At 41.0% G+C, this 25,771-nt stretch carries 20 protein-coding genes; 14 read left to right on the top strand and 6 right to left on the bottom strand.

Annotation, left to right across the window (positions count from 1 at the left end):
- Positions 1–47: 47 nt before the first annotated feature.
- The 3 genes from CWB72_RS13595 to CWB72_RS13585 are packed head-to-tail and all read right to left on the bottom strand — an operon-like array spanning position 48 to position 4,416.
- Positions 48–2,444, bottom strand: coding sequence for an ABC transporter permease (locus tag CWB72_RS13595; protein WP_138632290.1), 2,397 nt, complete (start codon positions 2,442–2,444; stop codon positions 48–50).
- Between the two features lie 2 nt (positions 2,445–2,446).
- A complete protein-coding gene (locus CWB72_RS13590; RefSeq protein WP_138632287.1) occupies positions 2,447–3,154 on the bottom strand; it encodes an ABC transporter ATP-binding protein in 708 nt (235 codons plus the stop codon).
- Positions 3,155–3,165: 11 nt separating this feature from the next.
- Positions 3,166–4,416: an efflux RND transporter periplasmic adaptor subunit gene (locus tag CWB72_RS13585; protein WP_138632284.1), complete on the bottom strand. Its 1,251-nt coding sequence runs from the start codon at positions 4,414–4,416 to the stop codon at positions 3,166–3,168.
- Positions 4,417–4,833: 417 nt separating this feature from the next.
- Between CWB72_RS13585 and CWB72_RS13580 the strand changes: the two genes are divergently transcribed.
- The 4 genes from CWB72_RS13580 to CWB72_RS13565 all read left to right on the top strand — a co-directional run bounded on the left by CWB72_RS13580 (position 4,834) and on the right by CWB72_RS13565 (position 10,837).
- Positions 4,834–6,303, top strand: a complete 1,470-nt coding sequence (locus CWB72_RS13580; RefSeq protein WP_436409856.1) for a sigma-54-dependent transcriptional regulator — start codon at positions 4,834–4,836, stop codon at positions 6,301–6,303.
- A gap of 15 nt (positions 6,304–6,318) precedes the next feature.
- Positions 6,319–7,635 carry a sensor histidine kinase gene (locus CWB72_RS13575; protein WP_138632281.1) on the top strand — a complete coding sequence of 439 codons (1,317 nt, stop codon included), beginning with the start codon at positions 6,319–6,321 and terminating at the stop codon, positions 7,633–7,635.
- Between the two features lie 245 nt (positions 7,636–7,880).
- Positions 7,881–8,651, top strand: a complete 771-nt coding sequence (locus tag CWB72_RS13570) for a LytR/AlgR family response regulator transcription factor (protein ID WP_138632278.1) — start codon at positions 7,881–7,883, stop codon at positions 8,649–8,651.
- Between the two features lie 164 nt (positions 8,652–8,815).
- A complete protein-coding gene (locus CWB72_RS13565) occupies positions 8,816–10,837 on the top strand; it encodes a TonB-dependent receptor plug domain-containing protein (protein ID WP_138632275.1) in 2,022 nt (673 codons plus the stop codon).
- Between the two features lie 77 nt (positions 10,838–10,914).
- On the opposite strand, the gene CWB72_RS13560 is transcribed toward CWB72_RS13565, so the two are convergent.
- Positions 10,915–11,958, bottom strand: coding sequence for a hypothetical protein (locus CWB72_RS13560; protein ID WP_138632272.1), 1,044 nt, complete (start codon positions 11,956–11,958; stop codon positions 10,915–10,917).
- A gap of 504 nt (positions 11,959–12,462) precedes the next feature.
- Here CWB72_RS13560 and CWB72_RS13555 point away from each other — a divergent pair.
- From CWB72_RS13555 to CWB72_RS13530, 6 genes are read left to right on the top strand one after another with little or no spacing between them, the layout of a single operon-like run.
- Positions 12,463–13,164, top strand: coding sequence for a bacteriorhodopsin-like (locus CWB72_RS13555; protein WP_130254856.1), 702 nt, complete (start codon positions 12,463–12,465; stop codon positions 13,162–13,164).
- 48 nt (positions 13,165–13,212) lie between these two features.
- Positions 13,213–14,115 (top strand): polyprenyl synthetase family protein, encoded by a 903-nt coding sequence (locus tag CWB72_RS13550; RefSeq protein WP_138632269.1) that lies wholly within the window; start codon positions 13,213–13,215, stop codon positions 14,113–14,115.
- Positions 14,108–15,598, top strand: coding sequence for a phytoene desaturase family protein (gene crtI / locus CWB72_RS13545; protein WP_138632266.1), 1,491 nt, complete (start codon positions 14,108–14,110; stop codon positions 15,596–15,598). The genes CWB72_RS13550 and crtI overlap by 8 nt, the downstream gene beginning before the upstream one ends.
- 19 nt (positions 15,599–15,617) lie before the next feature.
- Complete coding sequence (locus CWB72_RS13540) at positions 15,618–16,523, top strand: phytoene/squalene synthase family protein (RefSeq protein WP_138632263.1); 906 nt, start codon at positions 15,618–15,620, stop codon at positions 16,521–16,523.
- Entirely contained in the window at positions 16,520–17,665 is a 1,146-nt protein-coding gene (locus tag CWB72_RS13535; protein WP_138632260.1) for a lycopene cyclase family protein, read from the top strand. Before CWB72_RS13540 ends, CWB72_RS13535 begins: the two co-directional genes overlap by 4 nt.
- Positions 17,666–17,667: 2 nt before the next feature.
- The gene (locus CWB72_RS13530) at positions 17,668–18,555 is read left to right on the top strand and encodes a Brp/Blh family beta-carotene 15,15'-dioxygenase (RefSeq protein WP_171037304.1); all 888 of its coding nucleotides are present in this window, start codon (positions 17,668–17,670) and stop codon (positions 18,553–18,555) included.
- Between the two features lie 4 nt (positions 18,556–18,559).
- Here CWB72_RS13530 and idi read toward each other — a convergent pair whose 3' ends face one another.
- Positions 18,560–19,102, bottom strand: a complete 543-nt coding sequence (idi, locus tag CWB72_RS13525) for an isopentenyl-diphosphate Delta-isomerase (protein WP_138632254.1) — start codon at positions 19,100–19,102, stop codon at positions 18,560–18,562.
- Between the two features lie 181 nt (positions 19,103–19,283).
- Entirely contained in the window at positions 19,284–20,537 is a 1,254-nt protein-coding gene (locus CWB72_RS13520; RefSeq protein WP_138632250.1) for an acyltransferase family protein, read from the bottom strand.
- A gap of 420 nt (positions 20,538–20,957) precedes the next feature.
- Here CWB72_RS13520 and CWB72_RS13515 point away from each other — a divergent pair, with 420 nt between their 5' ends.
- The 4 genes from CWB72_RS13515 (at position 20,958) to CWB72_RS13500 (ending at position 25,707) form a co-directional block, all read left to right on the top strand.
- A complete protein-coding gene (locus CWB72_RS13515; RefSeq protein ID WP_138632247.1) occupies positions 20,958–21,386 on the top strand; it encodes a hypothetical protein in 429 nt (142 codons plus the stop codon).
- Positions 21,387–21,556: 170 nt separating this feature from the next.
- Positions 21,557–22,414: a LytR/AlgR family response regulator transcription factor gene (locus CWB72_RS13510; protein WP_138632244.1), complete on the top strand. Its 858-nt coding sequence runs from the start codon at positions 21,557–21,559 to the stop codon at positions 22,412–22,414.
- An 87-nt stretch (positions 22,415–22,501) separates the two neighbouring features.
- Complete coding sequence (locus CWB72_RS13505) at positions 22,502–23,050, top strand: hypothetical protein (protein WP_138632241.1); 549 nt, start codon at positions 22,502–22,504, stop codon at positions 23,048–23,050.
- 314 nt (positions 23,051–23,364) lie between these two features.
- Positions 23,365–25,707, top strand: coding sequence for a TonB-dependent receptor (locus CWB72_RS13500; protein ID WP_138632238.1), 2,343 nt, complete (start codon positions 23,365–23,367; stop codon positions 25,705–25,707).
- Positions 25,708–25,771: the final 64 nt, after the last annotated feature.

Below are 25,771 nucleotides of genomic sequence, written 5' to 3'. Positions count from 1 at the left end.
CATGGTTGGCCATTGCACTTCTACAATGACCAATTTCAACTTAGAGGTTATTCATATCGTAGAATTAACGAAGGACGCGTACTGGCGGCTTTAAAAGCAAGCGCTGCCACTGTTACCCATGTAATTGCAGCAACAGCCATTGCGGCAACACCATACACCCACATGACCTGATCAATACGGTCGTTAAAATTGGCTAACCAGTCACCAACCAGTAAGTAGGTTACTGGGTAGGCAATGGCGATACTCACAACGACTAACACTAAGAACTCTTTCGCTAAGATGTTCACAATGCTGATACGTGATGCGCCAAGCACCTTACGAACCGCGACTTCTTTTTGACGACGGGCGGCTGAGAATGACGCTAAGCCAAACGTACCTAAACAGGTTAAGAACACCGCAAGGCCTGTAAAGATAAGTACTACTTGAGAGATACGCTGATCGCCTTTTAATACTTCTTTATAGCTGTCAGACAGTAATTCGATTTTAGGTTCGAACACATTGGCATGTTGAGCTAAGACTTCTGCAGCTTGCTGTCTAATACTCACCACATTGTGTGGATTCACCGTCAGCACTACTTCAGAAGTTGGATTGAAGTAACTAAAACCTAGTAGGAACATAATGTCTGTATTGGCATTTTGTGCATTACCAATTTTTACATCCGCAACCACACCAACCACGCGCATATCAACATTACGGCCAACATCTTTGATTGATTTACCTATAATATCGGCGACATTGGTAAAGCCTGCTTGCTTTGCCACCGTTTCAGTTACAATCGTGCCAACATGTGTGATGCCATCAACTCTGTTCGCCCAATCACCAGCAAACTCACGGCTAAAGTCACGACCAGCTAACAGCTCTAGCCCTAAACTTTTTACAACCTCAAAGCTTGTGCCAACAATAGGGGTGATACCACCAGAATATTCGCCATTTGGCCATGTTGGTCTAAGCGTGTTATTGATAGAACGAGTTAGTTGTGTGTCGATAATTCCCACATGTTGCACCCCCTCAATCGCAAGTAATTTATTGACAACCGTACTTGGCTGCTGAGTGAATACTTGACCAACTGGCACTTCAGAAATAACTAAACGCTGCGCTGTTTGATAGCCTAGTGGCAAGTTTTGTAGATGCGATAATTGCTGTAGTAATGTAGCAGAACCAATGATCAACCCTATTGCTAAAGAAGCTTGAAAGGTAAGTAAGCTTTTACGAACCCAGATTGCAGTACTGCCACGCTGTAAATCACCACTTAATACACGCTTGGCACTGAATGATGAAATAAAGAACGCAGGATATAGGCCAGCCAGCACACCCACGACAATAGCAACAACCACAATACCCGCGCCAAAGCTTGACGCATAGTTAAGTACCAATTCGCGATCGACTAGATTATTAAAGCTTGGCATAACCAATTCTACTAACACACAAGCAAGCACCATAGACAGTACTGCAACTAACACAGATTCAGACAAGAACTGGTTTACTAATTGGGTTTTGCTTGCACCCAATGCTTTTCGAACTCCCACCTCTTTTGCGCGCTTCGTCGATTGTGCTACTGTCATATTGATGAAGTTGAAACTAGCGATTAAGACAAGCAAAATACTTAAACCAATACAAATAGTAACAACTTGCTTAGTACCACCTGTTTTCATTTCAAATGGTGAGTTGGCTGTTAAATGCAAGTCGAGTATTGAGTGAAGCTCTATAAATATCTTACCTTTGAAATCACCAGTAAATGCCTGTTCGGCTAATTGCTGTTCTAGCGCTGGAATATCAGTACCGGCTGTCAATTTTAAATATACGTAATGTATTGTATTGCCTAAGTCTTCAGAGATATGCTCTGCATACACTAAAGCTTGAAAACCAAAATGAGTATTATCTGGCAAGTCCGCAAAAACCGCTCTGACTGTATAACTGCCGTTTGCATGATTTAAAGTCTCACCAACGACATTCACAGTGCCGAAAATGCGAAGCGCTTCAGATTCGCTCAACGCTAAGCTGTTAGGGGTGCTCATAGCTTCTTTAATGTTTCCTGCAAGCACATCCATGGCAATAAAGTCTTCAATATTCGCGGTGGCAGCATAGAGATTATTAAGCTTAAATCCCTCATTATTGTGCTTCACATCTACTTCAGCTTCACGAGTAAACTCGACCATTTTTAACGCAAATACATCTTCTACTTGGCTAAAATCTAATGCCTGTGTACCCCGTGTATAACTATAAATAGGGATAGTACCCAAACCCAGTTTTGAATAATCTTGGGCTACACGATAAACACGATCTGCATCAGGTTGCTGTTTATCAAAAGACAATTCATTTTTCGCAAACAATGCCACTAAAATTGCCGCTGCCAGGCCCACACTCAAGCCAATTACATTTAATAAAAAATGTTGTTTTTGTTGCTTAAAGGCACGAAGTGCCGTGATTAGGTAATTAAATATCATAACTATGCAACCTCGCTTTCTAGTCCTTGAGTAACACTATTGGCTTTGTCTAGCATAATTTGACCGTCTAATAGACGAACTAAACGGTCAGCATACGCGCCTTCTTTTTCTGAGTGAGTCACCATGATCACCGTAGTGCCTTCGCGGTTTAATTCACGCAGCATGGTCATCACTTCTTCACCGTTTTTAGAATCGAGGTTACCGGTTGGTTCGTCGGCTAAAACCAATTTAGGGTTGATCACTAAAGCACGGGCAACAGCCACACGTTGCTGCTGACCGCCTGATAGTTGCTGTGGTAGATGATCGGCACGGTGGTCGATAGCAACACGTTTTAAGATAGCTTCAACACGCTGTTTACGTTCATTTTTTGAGATGTTTTGATATTGCAGTGGCAGCTCAACGTTTTCGAATACCGTTAACTCATCAATCAAGTTAAAGCTTTGGAATACAAAACCAATTGAGGCTTTACGTAATTGTGATAGTTGCTTTTCGTTGTAACCCGCGATGTCGGTACCATCGAAATCAAAGTTGCCTGAGCTCGGTGAGTCCAACATACCTAAAATAGACAGCAGCGTTGACTTACCACAGCCAGAAGGGCCCATGATGGCAACGAACTCGCCTTGTTCTACGGTTAAATTAATGTCGTTTAAAGCAGTTGTTTCAACGTCTTGAGTACGGAATACGCGATTTAAGTTAGTTAATTTGATCATGGGTCTGGTCCTTAAAATTTTAATGTCTGTGCTTTGTCGAAGTTGCTGTAGCCTGAGGTGATCACTTGCTCACCCACATTTAAGCCATCGAGCACTTCGTAATAATTTTGATTTTTCTTGCCTAAACGAATGGTGCGACGCTCTGCTGTTTTGCCATCGCTTGATAGTACGTACACCCAGTTACCGCCTGAACTGGTAAAGAATGCGCCGCGTTTTAGTAATAATGCGTTGTCTTTGTTGCCCCCTAACATCAATTCAACATCGATGCTTTGCCCACGTTTAATATCTTGTTGGCCACTTGGTAACGCTACTTCAACCTGAAACTGCGACTGGGTTACACGGCTGTCTATTTTGCTCACTTTTGCCATCACGCTGCCACCATCTAAGTGCACGTTGACGTCCATGCCCTTTTGAACTTGGTTTAAGTAGAATTCATCTAAGCGCACAACTAATTTGTATTCATTTGGAATATCAATTTGACCAAGGCGCGCGCCGCGATTTTTTGATTCACCCATTTCTACATCAAGCTCACTCAAGTAACCCGAAACAGGCGCTTTTATTAATAAGTTATCTAAATTTGCACGGGCAAACTGTAAGTTTTTCTGTAGCATTTCGGCGCTGTCTTCTAGCTGCTCGACTTGCACCTTACGAATTGAATTTTCTTGTTTTTGGCGCTCTAAGGTCAGCTCTTTTCTCGCTTTGTAGTAAGCTAGATCTTCTGAGATTTCAGAAAGTCTATCTTGGGCTAATACACCGCGCTCAACCAGTGGCTTAGATTGCTTGTAACGACGCTCTAAATGGGTAATTTGTAAGTCGATTTCTAATAAGTCACGACGCAGGTTCAAACGACTGGTTTCCATGTTCATTTGTGTGTTGCGTAAGAAGTTAAGCTGCTCAGTCACCTGCGCTTCGCGGCTCATCACGTCTAACTGTAAGCTGGTGTTACTCAAACGAACCAAAGGCTGACCTTTAGTCACATAAGTACCCTGTTCAACCAAACGTTCTTCAACTTGTCCACCCGCAATCGTGTCTAAGTAAATAGTGGTTTTTGGCACAACCTGACCTCGAAGGCTTAACGAATCGACAAATGCGCCTTGCTCAACCGCATTAATGGTGACACTGCTTAGTGATAAGTTTTGACTGCGACCCGATGACGAATCTGTAAATGCGAATGCTGCAGCAGCAATGCTCAGCAGCACACCCGCAGCAACCGCTTTCTTAAGATGTTTTTGTAATCCTGAACGTTCAATTTTCTTATCCATAGCACACCTCTAAATCGTTGAGAATTTGGTCGATCTTCGTTTCGACAACTAAGTCAGAATATGGCAGAGATAAATCAAACACTATGCCAACTTTTAAACCCATAAAAATCAGCATTTTATAAATTTTTGTGTTTTTAATAATTATTATAGTGTCCGGAAACAGAACACATCGAAAACCACAATGTGTCCATTTATGAACACATTAATAGACGTGCTGTTGCTAAATGAGGTAGGCTAAAAAGAGATAATAATAAAGCTGATGTACAAAACCCTGATAAACGTTAAAACTGCTATCATCCAAATTAGTTCGGCAACTCATCGCGTACGCAATAGATTCTGAAACTAGTTCAGAATGACTCATTGTTTTAGATCCATCAGGCTAAAATCAGTGTCACCCCGAACTTGTTTCGGGGTCTCATGACATATGCATCAGTAAAAAACCAACAGGCAAGGACCATGACGCAAACAGCCAAGCAAGATGGGCACATTTTAATTGTCGACGACAATACTGATATTTTAATCGCGGCTAAGCTACTGCTAAAAAAGCACTATCAAAAAGTACACACCACAGATAACCCATTTGATATTGAAGAGATCGTCAAAGCGCAGCCTATTGATGTGATCTTACTCGATATGAACTTCAGCCAAGACGCCATAAGCGGTAAAGAAGGGTTTTACTGGTTAAAGAAAGTCGTTGAGCAAGACCCCAGCATTGCAGTGCTTCTCATGACTGCGTATGGCGATATTCAATTAGCCGTTGATGCCATTAAAGCCGGCGCTGCTGATTTTGTTGCCAAACCATGGCAAAACGACCAACTCTTAGGCGCGGTCGCCGCTGCCTATGCGCACGCCCAAGACAAACAGAAAGTTGGTCAACTGACTCGCCAAACACAAGGATTAAATCAAGCACTTAATCAAGGTGCAGGTGGTAAAAACTTCGATTTTCTAGGTCAAAGTGCGGCCATGCAGCAAGTATTTAGCACCATTGAAAAAGCCGCGTTAACCGATGCCAATATTTTAATCACCGGCGAGAGTGGTACAGGTAAAGAACTCGCTGCACATGCCATTCATCAAGCGAGTTTACGTCGCGAAAATGCACTAATTAGCTTAGACATGGGTGCAATTGCTGACAACTTATTTGAAAGTGAACTGTTCGGTCATAAGAAAGGCGCGTTCACCGATGCCAAAGCAGACAAAGTCGGTCGTTTCGAGCTCGCCAACGAAGGCAGCCTATTTTTAGATGAGCTTGGCAACTTGCCACTGAGCCAGCAAACCACCTTATTAGCCGCGCTACAAAACCGCCAAGTCACCCCCGTTGGCGGCAATAAAGCCATAGATGTGAACATTCGTCTCATTTGTGCCACCAACGATAATTTACAACAAGCCGTAGACGAAGGGCGTTTTAGACAAGATTTACTTTACCGTATCAACACCATTGAGATCCGTTTACCACCGCTACGTGAGCGCAGTGAAGATATTCCCTTATTAGTGAATTATTACCTCGAGCACTTCTGCCACAAATACAAACGCACATTAAGTGTTAGTGACACCGATTTGCAAACCTTGAGTGCCTACACTTGGCCGGGTAACGTGCGAGAGCTGGCCCATGCCATTGAACGTGCCGTGATCTTAAGTGAGTGTGAGCTTCTCGATATCAGCACTGTGGTTGGCCAAGTAACTACCACCGCGCCAAACAGTCAAGCCGAAATAGCACAAAGCGAGAGCGATCAATTGATTAATGCAGACACCTTCAACCTAGAAGAACTCGAACATCGCACCGTTCGCGCTGCATTAAAGCACTATCAGGGTAATGTATCGCAGGCGGCCAAAGCGCTGGGCTTAACCCGTGGTGCCATGTATCGCCGCCTCGAAAAATACGACTTATAACCGGAGCTGAGTATTTTGAGTTATTTTACGAAGCACCCTACAACGATATTTTTTGCCACCATCTTGTTACTTTGCGTGCTGATCACCACCAGCGCAAGCTTGTATATACAAGAAGGGTTTTCAGCGACTTTACTGCTTTTAAGCTTATTTTCATGTGCGACTTTGTTTTCGCTTATTTCTCAATTTAATAAACAAAACAAGCACATGAGTTTTGTTTTAAAGTCTTTGGCAAATGGCGATAGCTCTTTGGGTTTGAGTAAACATCACCCTATGCATAGTCACCTTGAAGAGATCAAAGAAAACATTCAGAGCGCGCGCTTTAATGCCGAGCAACAGGCCCACTTTTTACAGGCCTTATTAGTGCATATTGATTTGGCCGTCGTGGTATGTGACGACACGGGCGACGTGATCGAATCAAACCCAGCTGTTGCCAAATTGCTCGGAAAAGCAGTTCGCCATTGTGATGATTTGGCCCATATCGCGCCCTTAGTCACAAGTTGTGATCGCAGCCTCAAAACCATTGCTAATTGGCAATATGGTGAGCAACAAGACACCTTGTCTATACAAGTTAGTGTCGCCCATATTCAAGGTAAGATCCGCAAAATTATTACCTTGCACTCAATTCGTGATGCCTTACAAAACAAAGAGCAACAAGCCTATAAGCGGCTTACCAAAGTGCTCACCCATGAAGTTGCCAACTCCATCACACCGCTCGCCTCCATTGCACAAAGCTGTGAAAGCCTTTTACCAGAAACACTCACCTTTGATGATGAAGAAGACAAAGACGATTTGGCTATGGCGCTAAAAACGCTGGCAAAACGCACCGAATATTTAGGTGACTTTATCGGTCGCTTTAGAGAAGTCAGTAATTTACCTACGCCCACGCTTAACCCTGAGCAACTTGCTCCATTAGTTGAAGGCGTATTTCAGCTTCATCAACAAACTTGCAGTGCAGCTAATATCGATTTACAGATGGACGTGTCACACTCTCAACTGACTATGCTTGATAGCGCACAGGTTGAGCAAGTACTTATCAACTTAACCAAAAACGCCATTGAAGCGGTGCAGCAAAACAGCGGCGACACTTCAGCAAGCGTGCAATTAAAAACAGGCTGTAATGAAGCAGGCCAGCACTATGTTGAAGTCAGTGATAACGGCCCGGGCGTGGCAGAGCATGTGGTCGATATGATGTTCGTGCCATTCTTTACTACCAAGCAAAAAGGCTCAGGCATAGGGTTAAGCCTTTCAAGGCAGATTATGTTGAACCATGGTGGCGACCTCATTTACATCCAACGCGAACAAGGCGCCTGTTTTAGATGCGTGTTTGGATGATGTTCGTGTCTATGCTTAAGACTTCACAACCAAACAACAAGGGTTCTGGGATTGGTTTGAGTTTATCTCGACAAATAATGTGCTTACACTTCAAAGAACGCGGCGGCGACCTCTTTTACACCCAGCGGGAGCAAGGCGCTTATTTTAGATGTGCGTTTGGATGAACGGGCTAAAAATTATCGCAAGAAATTGCCAATTTTTACTCACCTAGTAAACTAAGCGTGGTTTCTGGTTTGAGGGCAGCAATGGACAAGCAAATACGTAAAGAATGGCAAATATCCAGTATTGGCTGGAGCGTTGTCATACTCTTTCTTACCACAATAGATGCATTTTATGATTTATCAGTCGCACCAGAAGATCAGCTCAATAATGTCTGGTATTGGGCAATTCAAGAATGGGGCTTATGGTTTATTATTACGCCTTTGCTGTTTAGAGCGCTAAGCCTTATTGAACAGCAGAAAAGACATATCACAACCTTCTCTCTACTGACTTGTATAGGTACGTTTATTTTTGCCATGGGTGCACAAGCCATTTTTGACTTTTATGCCCTTAACGACCCAATCCCATATACTTTTTTATATTTTGCCCCTTTGCATCCTTTGGTGATTTTCGTAAACATTTACCTATGGCAGCGCCTGATAAAACCAAAGCCTGCACAACTTGATGTGTCGCAAACCGAACAACAAGCCTGTATTGCTGTTGAACATAATGGTCGATGTATTGATATTCCTTATGCACATATCATTCAGTTTAACTCTGCCAGTAACTATGTTGAGATCTGTACTGCACAAAAAACTTGGCTAAAACGTGCCACATTGAAAGAAATTGAAACCAAATTGCCTGATAACACATTTATCAGAACCCATCGCTCACATTTAGTGAACATTAAATTGATCAAAAAGGTGACAATTAAGCCCTCAGGAAGTGGCTATGTGGTGCTGTCTAACGACAATGCCGTCGCCCTGAGTAAAGCCCATAAAAAAGCCGTTAAGACTTGTCTTCAACAAGTCGCTTAAACCGCATTTAAATTCACGAGTCCAGTTATCCCAACTCAATGGGATAACTGGAAAGATACCTGTCCATTCGTCCCTAGCCCTTACCAATTAACACTTTATAATTGAGAACTCAGCCTAAATAAATTTTAATAGCCGCGATTTATATCCCCAACCAAGGACGCACAATGTATAGCAAAAATTGGCTTAACTCTGCTGTTTTAATCGGTGCACTAAACTTTAACTCTCAAGCGTTGGCTCAAGACGATACACAGGTTGTCATTGAAGATAATGTCGCGCTGTATACCAGTGAAGATATTCTTGCCATGCAGGGGCAATCCGCATTAGATATTATTGAGCAAATTGCAGGCTTTCAGTTCATTGATTCGAATGATCTGCGAGGCCTAAGTAGCGCCAGCGGTAATGTATTAGTTAATGGCTTACCCGTTCTAAATAAATCGCAAAGCCTAGAAGCAATTTTGGCAGATTTACACATAAGTCAGATTGCTGAAATGGAAGTCTATTTAGCCGGCCACCCATTTTCTTCTGTCAGCCAATATACTCAAGCAGTTAATATAATTAGAGATAATTCTCAAAACAGGGCAAATTGGCAGGTTGGTGCACAATCACATAAAGACTTTAATCAAGTAAATGCTGCCTCATTGCAAGTGAGTACACAATGGCTAGATTGGGATCATCAATTACAGCTTTCTACAGACAAAAATCTTACTTACTCTACAACCGATTATACTGAGTCTAATCATCAGAATATCAGTTATTTAAATGGCCAAGAACAGTATCAAGAAAGCATTGAAAATATCAGCACAGGTATTACGTCAAGCAAGGTGATGACTGACAGCGTATTGCAAATAAATACGCTGTTTCTAAAAGAGCATTATCAAGAAGATTATGACCGTGACTGGCAAGACAATAACGATGCGCTGGGTAATGAAGCTATAAAAGATAAATCGCAACTCAATGAGTATGAACTGGGTTTTGATTGGCAACAACAAGCAAATGAGAGCGAGTCTTCATGGCTCTGGCAAGTGACAGGGTTACTTCGCCTGCGTGATAGTGGTCAAGTTGCCCTCACCACAGAGCAAAACGAAAGTGAGCTCACGCTTACTCAATTTGAGCAAACCCAATCAAATACTGAGCAAGTATTAAAGCTTTCAACTCAGCAGCCTACTTTGTGGTGGCAACCAGAGCTAGGTATAGAGGTAAGTCACAACCGTTTAGAGGCAGATACTTTAGAAGCGCATAGCTCAGAGAGTAATGTCACAACAACCAGTGTCAGTGAAACCCGTGCAGAACCTTTTATTGCCAGCAAAATAGAGCTTAACCCGCAATGGCAACTATATAGCAAATTAACGGGTGAATACGCTAAGCTCAGCAGTCAATCAAATAACCGATATGAAACACAAAGTCGCTATCTTAAGCCTTTAATTAAGCTCAGCTACCAAGCAAAAAACGGCCTGCAATCGACATTCACATTACAACGCAGAGTCGACCAGCTTGATTTTACTGATTTTCTAGATAGCCAAGATAATGATTTTGGCCGTGAGCAATCGGGTAACACTGAGTTAAAGCCTCAACAAAGTATCGAGTTCAGTTATGAGTTAAATTATGAAGCAGACGACCACTGGACGCTAAATACGCGCGCTTTTTGGCAAAAACAGCGTGATATCCATGAGTTCATTCGTTTTGATAATGGTGACTGGGGGGTCGGCAATGCTGGCCACGCCTATTACTACGGCTTAGACCTCGATATCAATATACAAACCAATTGGTTACTAGAAGACAGCCTCATCAATGTATTTTATGAATATCGCGATGCCAACTACGATGATCCGTTAACTGGTGATCGAGCCATATCCTGGTTAGAGCCACACAGCGCTGAAATAGAGTTTAGAAAAGGTGAAGATTGGTATGCATGGGGTGTACTGGCATCGTTACCCGATACTGAAACTGGTTACTACCCAGAAGAAGTTTACCGACAAAAAGATCGCGCTACTTACGGTTTTTATGCCGAGTTCGACCTAGACAGTGACATGCAGATCAACATAGAACTTGAAGATGCGTTTGGTGGAGAATACCTATATGACCGCCATATTTATCAAACAGATAGAACTGGAATGTTAGACTATCGCTACTATGCGCTTGAGCATAGTGAGCCGAGCCTAACTATTTCGTTCAGTGGTGAGTTTTGAATAGCAAACTAGACTTCAATCGCCGTCAGTCTTTATACTGTAGTTACAATTTCACACATTATGACTGACACAAACGATTAGTCGACAAACTTAGTTGGTAAAAAGTTTTTTGGCAATATACCTTGAAGTGAGCCAAAACTTTCTAATCGATTTCGCAAAGCGCAGCCTAATGCACTATCATGAATTGAAGGTACTCTGGTTATGTCAGTCTCGTAATTACTGTTTTTAAAAACGGTTTTGAAAGATTCGGACGCTTCTTTGGCCACATTTGAACGTGTCAAAATAGATGTATTTGCAATAGCATCAATACTCACACTTCTGCTAAATCTTGCAAATTGTTTGAACTTAAAATTTTCTTCGACATATCGGTTACTTAGCTGCACCAATTGAGTCATCAGCTCATGTAAAACTGCATTGGCGGTCAATTCATGTACGAGTAGTGTGAGAGTTTTATTTATTAATTCGGGGAGTCTACCCTGAAAAAAAGGTAAAATTTGAATGTCTATTAAGTATGTACCATTGTGTCTCTGCTCGATATCAATGAGTGTAAATTTTGCTTTGTCATAGGTAATTGAAGCCAATAAATCAGTGATCGCAAAGTCGCTCTGAAGCTTGTTGTTAGCATGGCTCTGACATAAAAATTGATCAGTATAATTAGCCATCATTGGTAGATCATGATGATTATTAAAGGGGGTAGCCACACCACCTAAAATCGAAAGTTTGAACAATTCTCGTATCTCATGCTCTCTGGCAGACTTAATGGCCAAAAAAACTGTTTGAATAATTTCTGATGTTGGCAAGGTTGCCTCGACGCGCCACCTTCGTCCATAGACGATCTTTTTATCATTATCTTGTCGGTAATTGTCTTTCCCCACAATACCTAGTTGAATAAACACACCCGCTTTGTCTTCATCAACAAACACAAGGTAATCTTCATCAAAATCAATATTAGACACCACCTCTTCAACGCTTTGTCTGTCATGCTGAAAAGTCATAAAATGCTGAGGAATGCATGCTTTTGAGTCACTAATAAGCACGGATGGTGCACCTGGCATTGGCGCTTCTCCTTCTAACAGTGCTGACTCTTCAATCATGTTTTTGTCTAAAGATGTTTGATTCATTCACGTTTGCTCTAAATGGCTTTTAACGGTAAACGTTGAAACAAAAATAAAGATCACCCAAGTACACTTTTAATCTTAATTTTTAAGCGTTATTCAAATCCTATTTTTAAATTATTACGAAATTTTGACTGATTACTTTTTATTCTAAGAAGAGAAAAACCAAAGCTAATAGACTGTGCATGATTAAGGTAATTGTATATAACAGCCTGCGAAGATAAATATTATTAGCAGTTTCATAATTGAAAATAACACAACAATAAATTTTTATTGAGTTTCTGATTACACCTTTTGCGAGTTTGCGTCTACACAAATTATTTACCATATTTAGAACATAGTTAATCAAAGTGGAATATTTTGATGGTATTAACTACCTTTCTTATAAGGTGAACCAGTTAAATATTAATCTCGTATGCTTACGAAAATGCAGTATTTCTAATACCGGCCTAGACGACATGTTGTAAGTGGTCTGGTCATAATTTATTACTCAATATGGTGTGAAAAGTTATGAAAGAAGTGATGCTCGACCCAGCCGATTTTGTCGGCATGTCCTTTTGGATAATCTCTGCAGCAATGACTGCTGCAACCTTTTTCTTTTTCATGGAAAGAGACCGCGCAGTCGGAAAATGGAAAACATCCCTTTCTGTTGCGGCTTTGGTAACAGGTATAGCTGCGATTCACTATTTCTATATGCGTGAAGTTTGGATAGTTTCTGGTACCAGTCCAACCACATTTAGATATGTAGATTGGTTATTGACCGTGCCCCTTCAAATTATAGAGTTCTACTTGATATTAACTGCTATTGCCGTAGTACGCTCAGCACTGTTTTGGAAACTCATGGCTGCATCTGTGGTAATGCTCGTATTTGGTTATTTTGGCGAAATCAGAAGCATCAATGTTTGGGGTGCTTTTGTAATTAGCATGCTTGCATGGCTATTCATTATTTATGAAGTATTCTTAGGGGAAGCCAGTAAGATAAGTGCCGAAAATGGCACCGAAGCCAGTAAGAAAGCTTTCAATGCTCTGCGCATTATAGTCACTGTTGGTTGGGCAATATACCCGCTTGGATATGTGCTCGGATATACTGGTGGTGGTAGCGAAAATATGCTGAATATCGTCTATAACCTTGCAGACTTTGTAAACAAGATAGCATTTGGGGTTGTTATTTGGGCTGCAGCGACATCCAGCTCACATGAGCAAACATCTTAACCATTTTTAATGCGCCAACTTGGCGCATTTTAATTTTTGAGGGTTATTATGTCTATTACCTGTCACTCTAATTCGCTCACTTCTAGTTTACTCAATTTAGTTGACTCCTATCTTGTTGAATGCACGTCTCACGTTAGTTGTGATGATCATGTTGATACAGCCGTGAACTATCATTTAGCAAGCGGTGGAAACAAAATAAGAGCCAAACTGACATTGGAGACATGTCATCGATTAGGCATTCACGACAATGACGCTGTGGTTATGGCTGCAGCCATTGAGTGCCTTCATAATGCCTCATTGGTGCACGATGACCTCATGGATGGCGACAAATACAGACGAGAAAAAAAAGCTGTTTGGCACAAATATAATTCACAAATAGCCATATGCGCTGGCGACATGTTAATAGCACGCGCTTTTGGCATATTGTCTCACCTAGGCTACGAGAGAAAAATAGGTGAGTGTTTGCATATGATGAGAGAGGTTACTGAGACAACTATTGAAGGGCAGTCTGCCGACATCAACTCGGAAACTTGGCAAAAATTAACAACAATCCAGTATTGTGACACCGTGGCGCTGAAATCGGTGCCACTGCTGCAAATTTGTATGGCTATGCCTTTAAGTTATGCGGGAGTCATGATAAGTGATCAAATACTCAAAAACGTATTTAATTCGTTTGCCTCAGCGTATCAGATAATTGATGACATTGAAGATTGGCAACAAGATGACGCTTATGGCAGATGTAACTACTTGTCACTTTTAGCAAGAGAATATACCAATTATCACCCTGCTGACTTGTATTACGTTGCTTTTCAAGATGCTGAAAAACTGCTAGTGAACAGCGAAAAAAACGAGTCTCAGCTTCCGCCTGCGCTATCTGGGTTAATGACTCCTTATATTCAAAGACTTAAACTCAAAATGCAAACGCTACAAGAAGATCACGCTTATGACTAAAGCCATTGTTATCGGTGCGGGTTTTGGTGGTATTGCCGCTGCACTTCGACTCAGAGCAAAGGGTTACGACGTAACTTTAATTGATCGCGCTAAACAGCTTGGCGGCAGAGCACAAACGTTCAAACAACAAGGCTTTCTATTCGATGCAGGTCCGACTGTCATCACTGCCCCCCAACTGTTTGCAGAGCTCTTTGAGCTTTTTGATAAAAACATTACTGACTATGTAGATATTGTTCCTGTAGATCCTTGGTACCGCTTTTACTTCCCTGATGGTGATACATTTGATTATGGGGATTCACTTGAAAAAACACTCACAGAAATTGAAAGAATAGCACCACAAGACAAAGCTGGTTACTTAAAATTAATAAAGTCATCTGAAGCCATCTTTGATGTCGGGTTCTCAAAGTTATCTGACAAACCCTTTCACTCAATAACGACCATGTTCAAGCAAGTACCCAGTTTAATTAAATTAAAAAGTTATTTGAGTGTTTGGCAATTTGTTTGTAATCATCTTGAACATGACAAGCTCAGGCAAGCCTTTTCAATACAGCCTTTGCTCGTAGGCGGCAACCCCTTTGATACAACATGTATCTATAACTTAATACACTTCCTAGAGTTAAAATGGGGTATCCATTTTGCTAAAGGAGGAATGGGTGCTGTTGTGCGTGCTCTAGAAAGGTTAATGCGAGAGCAAGGCATCCACATACAACTTGACACCACCATAGAAAAAATTAATACCTCTAATCGTCTAGCGCATTCAGTTGTTACGACAGATAACCAAACATATGACTGTGATTTAGTAGTGTCTAACACAGATCCAAAATATCTGTATCAAAATATGGTCGCCAAGGATGAAATCAGCTTTTCAGCTAAGATTAAAACCAAATTCGCAAAGCCTTCCATGGGCCTATATGTACTTTACTTTGGCACAAATAGAACCTATGACGATATCGCTCACCATACAATCTGGTTAGGAAAACGCTACCAAGGCTTGTTATCTGACATTTTTGACAAGCAAATCTTGGCTGATGATTTTTCGCTTTACTTACATAGGCCAACAGCAACGGATCCTTCTATGGCACCCGAAGGGTGCGATAGTTTTTACGTGTTGTCTCCGGTGCCTAATTTACAAGGCGGTCAAAATTGGGATGAATTGCGAGATACTTATGCCACAAAAATATTAAACGCACTTGAACAAACTATATTACCTAATCTTAAAAGCCACCTTGTTGTGCAATTTGATATGACACCTGAAGAGTTTGCTTCTGATTATTTAAGCGTTGATGGCTCTGGTTTTTCAATTGCACCAAGCTTGTCTCAATCTGCTTGGTTTAGATTTCACAATCGTGCAGAGGGGTTAGATAACTTGTATTTAACGGGTGCGGGAACGCACCCAGGGGCAGGTGTGCCAGGCGTGTTATCCTCCGCAAAAGTCTTGGAGCATTTGATACCTGATTTAATCACCCAACCGACTAGTTCTTAACATTAATAGGCTTACTAGTATGACGGAACCAGCACTGAGTACACTTAGTCGATATGGTAAATCTTTCAGATTTGCAGGCCGGCTGTTAGAGCATGGACAATTGCAGGAAGCTGCAAAGCTGTACCAGTTTTGTAGATGGGTCGATGACATTGCCGATCAAAGTGAGCATGCTGAATTAGCAGCGAAGCAACTCAACCACATTAATGATAGCCTTTCAGGAAAAATTAACTCTTGCGGTGAAACACTCGATGAATTCATTCGTTTTTTTAAACGACATGAAATTTCGACAGCTCTACCAATGACTCTGGTAAATGGTGTACAAAGTGATTTGTCTCCCGCACGAATTCATGACCAAGACGAGTTAATTCAATATGCTTATCAGGTCGCTGGCGTTGTTGGGCTAATGATGTGTCCTATTCTCGGTGCCGATAAACGAAGTTACGACTTTGCCATTGATTTGGGTGTGGCCATGCAACTGACTAACATTGCCAGAGATGTCAAAGAAGACGCTGAAATGGGCAGACGATACATACCTTTTTCATGGTGCCCTCACTCGCCTGAAGAAATCTTATCTGAGGATGAACAGATAAGGCAAATCACGGCAAACAGCATAAAAAGACTCTTACAACTTGCAGAGCAATATTATGCTAGTGCCCGAATAGGGCTACAATTTCTGCCACCTAAGAGTAGAAGGGCGATTGCTGTCGCGCTGTCAGTGTATAGACATATCGGTGTGTTAATCGAACAACAACATTATCAGTATTGGTTGCCTCGATGTGTAGTGCCTACTTACAAAAAAATATTGGTTGCAGCAAAGGCATTATGGCAACTTCCCTCAGTAGCACCAATAAAGACACTAAAACATCACAAAGAATTACATCAGTCGCTGTCTCAACTCAAACCAACAAACAGTGACGCTTTATGAAAGCCGCTTATGATTTAAGCTGCATCGGTATTGGTATGGCAAACGCGTCTCTTGTGCTGGCTCTTAATGATATAAAAAGCCAGCGTAAAATTGGAATGTTCGAAGCTGAAGATTCATTTGATAAAGCACGAACATGGTGTTTTTGGGGCAAAGAACACTTGCCCAATTACCTTAAACCGTTAATTTCTAAATCTTGGTCTAAATGGCAGGTCAGTGACGAAATAGACACCTTTCAACACAACTCTAAGAACCCAAAGCAACACTATCACTGTATAAAAGGGGCTGATTTCTACCAGTTTTTTATGGAGCAATGTCATAAAAGCAAGCACATTGAGTTACATTTTTCGAAACCTGTCACTGATGTTCAAAAACGTGATAAAAGTTTGATACTTAATACAGAACACACGGCAACTTCAATCACTTCAAACTATATTGTAGACAGCCGATTAGACAAACATGTAAATGCTAAAGGTAATTTATTTCAATGCTTTGTAGGTGTTTGGCTTGAAAGCTCAACGGCGTTGTTTGATTCGAGCTGTGTTGGATTAATGGAGCAAATGACAGTCACAAACGACGGCGCTTTGCGCTTTGTTTATATTCTACCTATTGACGACCATCGTGCTCTTTATGAAGTGACTTACTTTAGCCAATCAGTACTGCCATTTAATATTATTAAGCAAGAGGTTAATGCCAAAATTGCAGAGCGCTTTGATTTGAAAAAACTACGCGCACTCACTTGGGAGCAAGGCGTAATACCAATGCACACAATAAAACCTCAAAACCACCTTAAATTCGGGCAATTTTATACTCGCAACGGTATTGCTGGAGGTCATGTCAGAACCAGCTCGGGTTACACGTTTTTACCCACTCAACGCTGGGCGAAAGAAGCCGCATATCAGATAAACACAGGGCAACCTTTTACACAAAAAATGCCTATATCAATCAGATACAGGTTAATGGATAGACTGTTTCTTCGTGCTTTAAAAAATAACATGCTTATTGCCCCCAATCTTTTTAAATCATTGATACAGAGAACGAGTCCAGACTGCTTCACGCAATTTATGACGGAATCTGCTTCATTCAAAGATTTAACAAATATCATTCTTGCGATGCCGAAAAGGGCTTTTTTACGCGCATTATGAATATGATCACGCCTAAAACGTACCAATCACCTGACCGGATATTTCCATTTTTTGCGGTTGCTGTTGGTTTAGTGAGTATGCTTGCCATCGCTGATCTTTCGCAGCTTTTTTTGTTCACACTCGTTGCCGTCGCCATTTTCTTTGTTGGGATACCTCATGGTGCACTTGATGTGATTGTTATTGAAAAATACTGTTTAAAACAGCTGCCTTTCCAAAGTAGCCTCCTCAAAAGAGTCATTTTGTATGGTGTCTATCTACTCATTGTCTTAGTTTGTTTATTTTTTTGGCAATCCTCTCCTTTTCTTGGCCTCTTAACTTTCTATGTCTTGGCGATTGGCCATTTTCAAGAAGACTGGTTTGAACTAAATAACTTTTTAGCCAGAATATGCCTTGCCTCCATTTTACTTAGTGCAAGCGTATGGCTTTACTCTGACAATCTAACGTCTCTGTTTATGCTGCTTGGCAACGACCAAATTACCGCTGAAAGGTTTATTTTACTGTTGAAAGCTTTGAACAGCATAAGCCTAATTAGCTTAGTTTTTATCCGTGCATTTCATCTTTATTTCAAAACACATATTAAAACGACATTGGGTATCGCATTGTCTGCCTTCTTGTTACCGCCTCTGGCATTTTTTCTAGCTTACTTTTGTGCATTTCATTCGATATTACATACAAAGAGGATTATGACCGACTATCAATTAAGTAGATTCTCGTTTATCTGTTGGGTCAGCATACCTATGGTTGGCACGGCACTGTTGGCATTCGCTTTTTTTATTATGTTTAAAAATATTCGAGCATTCGACGAAAATCTGTTTAGCACTACGTTTATTTTGTTATTCGCGCTGACGGTGCCCCATATGCTGTTAACTATTTGGTCGGAAAAAAAGTAACTGTTTATGATTTAAAACCCAATAAGTAAGCACGTACATATTTAAAAACATCAGCAAACCATGCCGTAAATCGTTTCGGTTCTGTGTCTAAGAGTTGCAAAATTTGCTGCTCTTTCATCCACTCGAATGACATGACTTCATTTGGCTCAGGGCAGATAGGATCAGGTGAACACTCTGATATAAAAATATGGTCATATTCATGTTCAATGAGATGATTATCTAAATAAGCTTTATAGGTAAATGGCGATAATGCATGGAGCGGTGACAATGCCATGATACCTAGCTCTTCATTAACGCGTCGACGAACAGCATCTTGGATGGGCTCGCCCCGCCTAGGATGAGAACAACACGTATTACTCCAAAGACCGCCACTATGATATTTACCAAGTGCACGACGTTGAAGTAGAAATTCATAGCCTGATTTGGTATTCCTGACAATCATGAGTGAAAACGCACTGTGCAAAAGCCCCAACCTATGTGCTTTTAGCTTTTCTTCGTAGCCAATTACATTACCCAACTCATCAACTAATTGAACTTCTTCTTTCATACATTATCTCACCTATGCGATGCCACTTATACTATGAGTAATACGTGTGAAGTCACCCTTTAAGTTTAGATGGGATATATAATTAGTTATATTTTAAAACACTTTTAATGTACACAATCATCAAGCCTTTACGGGGTAGTATGAGTCATGCTGCTTCATAGCTAGGGGTTACGCAATACGTTCAAAATAGAATGTTTAGGGCCATGGGCACCAAAAGTATGAACATCAAAGTATTCCCTGCTATTTTAAGGTGTCTCGGATATTCTTTATTCACCCTGATACCAAATAATGGCTGCATAAATGGCAAGTAATTTAAGACAACACACAACAGAGCACAGAGTGTAAAAGTACCTAATACAATTAAGCAAGCCTCCGCTACTGCCCCCAAATTCATATCATGGAACCAGAATGCCAAAGCAATAATGATACTCTGATGAAAAATATAAAAAGGAAACACTAACCGATTAACTCTTGGCAATAAGCGATGGGGACGCTTTAAGAATCGCGCTGCCAATGCCAACATCGTCATCACGCCAAGTAATCTCTGAGCAGTGTAAAGCATGTCCATTGCGGTAATCTGCCATTCTAAACTTTGATCGTTAAGCCAAATCATTTGGTAGCCCCAAACCACCAGCAGATATCCAACAATAAAACTACCTAATAGCCTATGCCAGTGCTGACTGAGCTTTTCAAAGAACGCTCGGTGATGTGTCAGTAAAAAGCCATAGATTAAAAAAACAAGCCCCATTGGATAACGAAATGTCTCACTAGGCCAAGACAGTTTTAAAACGCAAAGCGGCACCAGTAAACCTAAATACACCCAAAGCACAGGGCGCTTTAAGAAACGCGCAATGCCCTTATGCAGCCAGCGGCTTTGCAGTACAGGTAACATCAATACTAGCAACAAAGTAAATTGCCATAATGATCGCAAGTACCAAAGGTGATTCACATCGACATGAGGCCAAATACCCGCTTGATACTGTGCAAATAGCGGGTGAGATAGATCAAAAAACGCGATGTAAAACTCAACATAGCTAAGCGTTAAACCAACCTCTTGCTGCATTTGCGCATACAATTGAATAGGTACGACAAACCACACGCCCACCAGCAGGGGCAATAAGATTTTCACGGTTCGACTCATTAAAAACTGAGGCAATGACGACTTCTGTAATAAGCAACTCAATGCGGCACCTGAAATAAACCAAATCAGACCCATACGCCAAGGTGAGAGCAGTAACATTAGATTTTCTATTTCTGTACTTAAATAGACACTTTTAAAATGAAAGCCCCAGTTTTGCGTATACAACATACCTGTGTGATAGAACACCAACAGACCAAACGCGAGCACTCTCAGCCAGTCGAGTTCAACAAAGCGTTCTTTCGGTTGGCTTACAAAAGCAGTGGGCTGCCACCATTTAGCGATAGATTTGAACATACCTTTTCCGTCAGTTTCTCAGGCTTGGTTGTCTTATCTTTTCTGAGTAATTGTCGAAATGAAATAAATATGTGCTTAAAAAACAGCGACTAGGGATAAGCGGTGGGATTGTGGGGTAAACCTCTTGGGACTGGTTTAGTGAAGTAGCTCACATCTGTTTCTGACAGCTTTTATTTATAAGTTAGAGCTTGTATTACAGACGGCTATGAGCTCAACCTAACTTCGATAAATAGCGAGTGATGACAGTTGATAACCCCCTCACCAGCATGCAAAATGCAAGACATGACCCAATATACTCCTACTGTGAATTATGGCATCATTTAATAGAAGTCGATGTGCGTTTAAAAATATACTATTTTGGCAAAATTAGGCAGCTTTATGCTTATTTTAAGGAATAAGCTATATAGGGAATTAATAAAAATGAATAAAACAATCTGGTTTTCATTAATAACACTAGTGTTTTCAATAATAGTAACGTTTGCCACTTTTATATATGGTAATACAAGTTATTTAGAGTCACTTAGCCTTTCACTTTCGTTATCAGCGCCATTAGTTTTCATATTTTTTTGTGTGTTTATAGTTTTCAGAAATACTATGAAAGACCAAAACTCGCTGATGAAAGCAATTACCATTCGTGCGTACTTTTTTACGGCTTTATTGCATATCATATGGAACAGCTTGATGTTCATGGATGTTTTAAGCAAAGGGAGTTTAGGGCCTGCTCAAGGCTATTCTGGATTAATACTTTGGCTTGGTAGTTTAAAGGCAGCTTCATTTGGAGTTTTTGTTGGAATTATTTTTCATTTTCTACCAAAGTTGATAAACAAGAATAAGAACTTAAACCGGTAATATCAAACCTGAGAGCCACAGAGGTTATTCACAAGAGGCGAAATTTAGCACATACACCACTATCAGATTTAATTGGATCCTGTTAATCGAACCTGAAAATTCAAGTTAAGGCTTATTCAGGTTAAGTTAGTTGTTAAACTGGATGTACTTTTAAGGTTAGAGAATTAAATATGGCGCGCTCACCTCACTTTCTGCACTATTCAAATCAATATGGTGCGCTGTTATTAATGGCTTATATTTTTATCAACAACACCATTAATGCTACTTCTGACATTATGGAAGCGCAACGTGATGGCGTATTGCCTTTTCAGTTGTGGGAGCCATTTGTCTGGGAATATAGCAGCGCCTTAAGCACGCTAATGTTAATACCTGGTGTAATTTTTCTTCTTAAATACCAACCTTTTAATTTTCAAGCCATAACACGCTCTCTCGGCTTGTATTTTTTTGCTTCAGTCGTGTTTAGTGTGTTACATGTCGCCATTATGGTAGCACTTCGCAAACTCGTTTATTGGAGCCAAGCAGGTAGCTATGACTTTGGCTTGCTCTGGTATGAATTCTTGTATGAATACCGAAAAGATGTATGGGGGTTTATGTTTTTAATTGTGGTAATTAAAGGCTATCAATATCTTATCGGCCAATTAAAGGGCGAGGCCCATCTACTGCAACAAACCGAAGAGTCTGTACAACCTCAGTTTGAACGCCTGCTGGTTAGAAAACTCGGCAAAGAATTTATTATCAAAGTCAGTGATATTGAGTGGTTAGAATCTGCGGGTAACTATGTCAATTTACATATTGATGGGCGTGTTTATCCACTTCGCGCCACCTTAACTAAGCTCAGTGAACAACTCGAGCCTCACGGATTTTGTCGCATACACCGTAGTCATGCGGTACGACTTGATGCCATTAGTTCCATCACCCCCATTCAAAGTGGTGATAGTGAGGTTACCCTTAATAGTGGTAAAAAGCTCAACCTTTCAAGGCGCTATAAAGAGCAGTTTAAAGGTCTATTACTGCCTAACATATCGTAAGATACTTACAAAATTTGAACACTTTCTTACAGTTAGCGCTCTTTACGCCACTTACAATTTCATAAGTTTAAATTGCAAGGATCCCACATGATGCGCTACATTGCTTCGCTTTTCTTACTTGGCTTAACCTCACTACCTTGTGTCGCCAATGATGATTTCGACTTTTCTGTATTTGCCAAATCAGAGTTTAATGCACTTGACGATCACATCATTTCAACTGGATTTGAAATGATTGGCTATTTCAATCAAACCCCTTTTGGTATTGGTTTTATTAGCGCTTTAGGTAATGCCAGTGTGACAACAGAGCAAGGTTATCGCGAAGACTTTCTCACATTAGATACTGGGCTGAAATTTGGTTATTTCTCTACTGTTTACGCATATGGTGAGCTGGGCTTTGACGCTTTTGAGCTGATGTTTCACGATCAACGTGATACTGACAGTTATAGCAACCATTCCAGTATCACAGTTTACAATGCGCCAAATAATGAGATTGATGCATACTTAGGTGCGGGCATTGGTGTGCAGATTGAACACCTTAAACTCGAAGCCTACACCCGCTACCGACAAATTGATGGTAATGGTTGGGAAGCTGAAGATAACCATTTCACGGGGGTTCAATTCTCCTTTAGCTTTTAAACAGCTGTTTTTATTGGTTTTACTAATGCATATATCGGTATAGTTATGAATATATGCATTCTTTTTAGCGAAACCTACAATTACATTCAAGCAAAGAAAGCTCTCATACAAAGCAGCCAAAGTAATTTTTTAACTAAACAAATCATAACCTTAAGAGCAGCTCTACGCTGTTTTCTTCCAAACTCTGTCTCAATGCAACATAAAATATAGATTAAAATACCCACAATGAACACTGTAATGATAATGATTTGCAATTTTGATCATGTTAGTATTTGCAACCTATTTTTTGAGCAAATACTTTATACGGACGAATAATGAAACTCTCTGCGCTCTCATTTGCACTACGTGCGTCTCTTGCAATTCCGATGGCACTGTCTAGCCAACTTGTTTTTGCCGATGATCAAGGTGATGAAAAAGAAATCGAAACCATCATGGTCACAGGTCAGAAAATTGCACGTAGCCTGCAAGAAACCACCACAAGTGTTGCTGTATTAACTCCTGATATGATCGAACAACAGCAGATCAACACTTTCACCGATGTGATGATGAACACAGCCAATACCCATGGCGATAGCTATGGTTTCAGCATTCGCGGAATCGACGGCTTTAATGTGTCTGGCGGTGGTAATAGCTACTTAGCAAGTGTGTATATTGATGGCGCACCGCTACCACAGGGCTTAGTTCGTAATGGTGGCTTCTCAACATGGGATGCGCAGCAAGTTGAAATATTGCGTGGCCCACAGTCTACATTGCAAGGGCGCAACGCACTTGCTGGTGCAGTTATTTTAAATACGCAAATGCCAAGCCATGAAAACGAAGGTAAATACAAATTTCTGATTGGTCAGAATGGTCAGCAAGAAGCCGGTATTGCCATTGGTGGTGGCCTGGTTGAAGATGAGTTGTCATTTAGATTCAGCGGTGAAGAAAAGCGCTACGATGGTAACGTCACGAACTTACATGACAACTCTGACTCAGATTTTAATGAAGAACATACCTATCGATTAAAACTTTTATACGAGCCGGCAGGGTTAGAAGACTTTTCGGCAATACTTAGCTACATGAACGCAGAGCGCGCATATGGTGATGCAAACTTAACTACCAATGCTGGTGAAGTTGATTTTGACAACCGTAGTACTACATATAACGATACTCGTGAGCGTAAAGCCGAAACTGAACTTGTTTCTTTAACTTTGAACTATGGCATTAATAACGAGCTATCGTTTTCTTCTTATACAACTTACTCTGACGTACTTGAGGCATTTGACTGGGATTCTGACTATCCACAAGGTCTAGGTAACACACCTGTCGTCGACACGGGTAGCAGCACATTCTATGACAATACTGAAAAAACGCTGACTCAAGAGTTCAGGCTTACTTTTGACTATGAGAGCTTTAGCGGTGTAGCGGGTGCTTACTACTTTAATGGCGACCGCAAAGAGTTAAGTACGGGTTTAAACAACTACAATCTATCTCGTCTTGGCCTATCAAGTAACGTATTGCAAGCGCAATACAAACTTAGTCCACAAATCGCTGATTTAGTCATTGCTCAATATGCAGAGATTGATCCTGCAAGAACTAAGGTCTATTCACTGACAGAAAGTAAAGTAACTAGCTATGCACTCTTCGCTGATGGTGTTTGGCACATAAATGAAAAGTGGGATATTTTAGCGGGGGTGCGCTTTGATCGCGAAGCGCAAGAAAATGGTAACGATGCTGAATATACTATTCTTAACCAAGATAAAATGCCAAACCCAGCAAATTATGTAGGCACACCTTTCGAGGGCATTGTACCACTGATAACAGGGATTAACGGCAGATTACTCGGCATTGCAGCTGACGCTTCAAAACCTGCGGCCTTAGCAGATACCAGCTTCAATACTTTCTTGCCTAAAATTGGCGTGAGCTATCATCTGAATGACGATCTCACCTCAACCTTTACTTTCCAGAAAGGGTATCGTTCAGGCGGTGTAGGTATCAACCAAGCGAAATCTGTGACATTCGAGTATGAGCCTGAATATACAGACAACTATGAATTAGCAATTCGCTCTACGTGGTTAGAGGGTGCATTAACTGCAAATGCTAACTTCTTCTATACAGATTGGACTGATCAACAAGTTTCTGTACAACTTTCTTCAAACAATTTTGACCTTGAAACAGTCAATGCGGGTAGCTCTGAAGTGAAAGGCTTCGAGTTTGAAGTGAATTGCAACGTAACAGATTACCTTAAAGCCTATGCAGCTATTGGCTATGCAGGCACTGAGTTCACTGACTTTAAGATCACAACACCAGAAACCGAGTATGACTTAACTGGCCGCCAGTTCTCTGCACCTGAGCGTACACAAAGCGCAGGCTTAACATACCAAGGACCTGAAGGTTTATTCGCGAACATCAATATTAACTATGCCAGCGATGCACCTAATAGACCAAATCCATATCGTGATGGTTTGCAGCCTGGCGATGCATTCTTTGACTTACACAATGATGCGCGCACGCTGGTTAACTTACAGCTTGGTTACGAATGGGATAACTACGGCATTTACTTCATTGGTAAAAACATTACTGATGAAGAATATTACGTCGCACACCGTGCCCGTAATGCACGCTTAGGTGCGCCAGCGGAATATGCGATTTCGTTCCGTGGCGTATTCGACTGGTAAGACAGTCAACATTTAACCCCTATAAAAAGATGTCGTAGCAATGCGACATCTTTTCGTGGTTTTA

The sequence above is a fragment of the Pseudoalteromonas phenolica genome (genome assembly GCF_005886345.1).
GTDB classification, from domain to species: Bacteria; Pseudomonadota; Gammaproteobacteria; order Enterobacterales; family Alteromonadaceae; genus Pseudoalteromonas; species Pseudoalteromonas phenolica_A.
The sequence above is the reverse complement of the archived record's forward strand: the minus strand, read 5'-3'. Positions and strand labels throughout refer to the sequence as shown.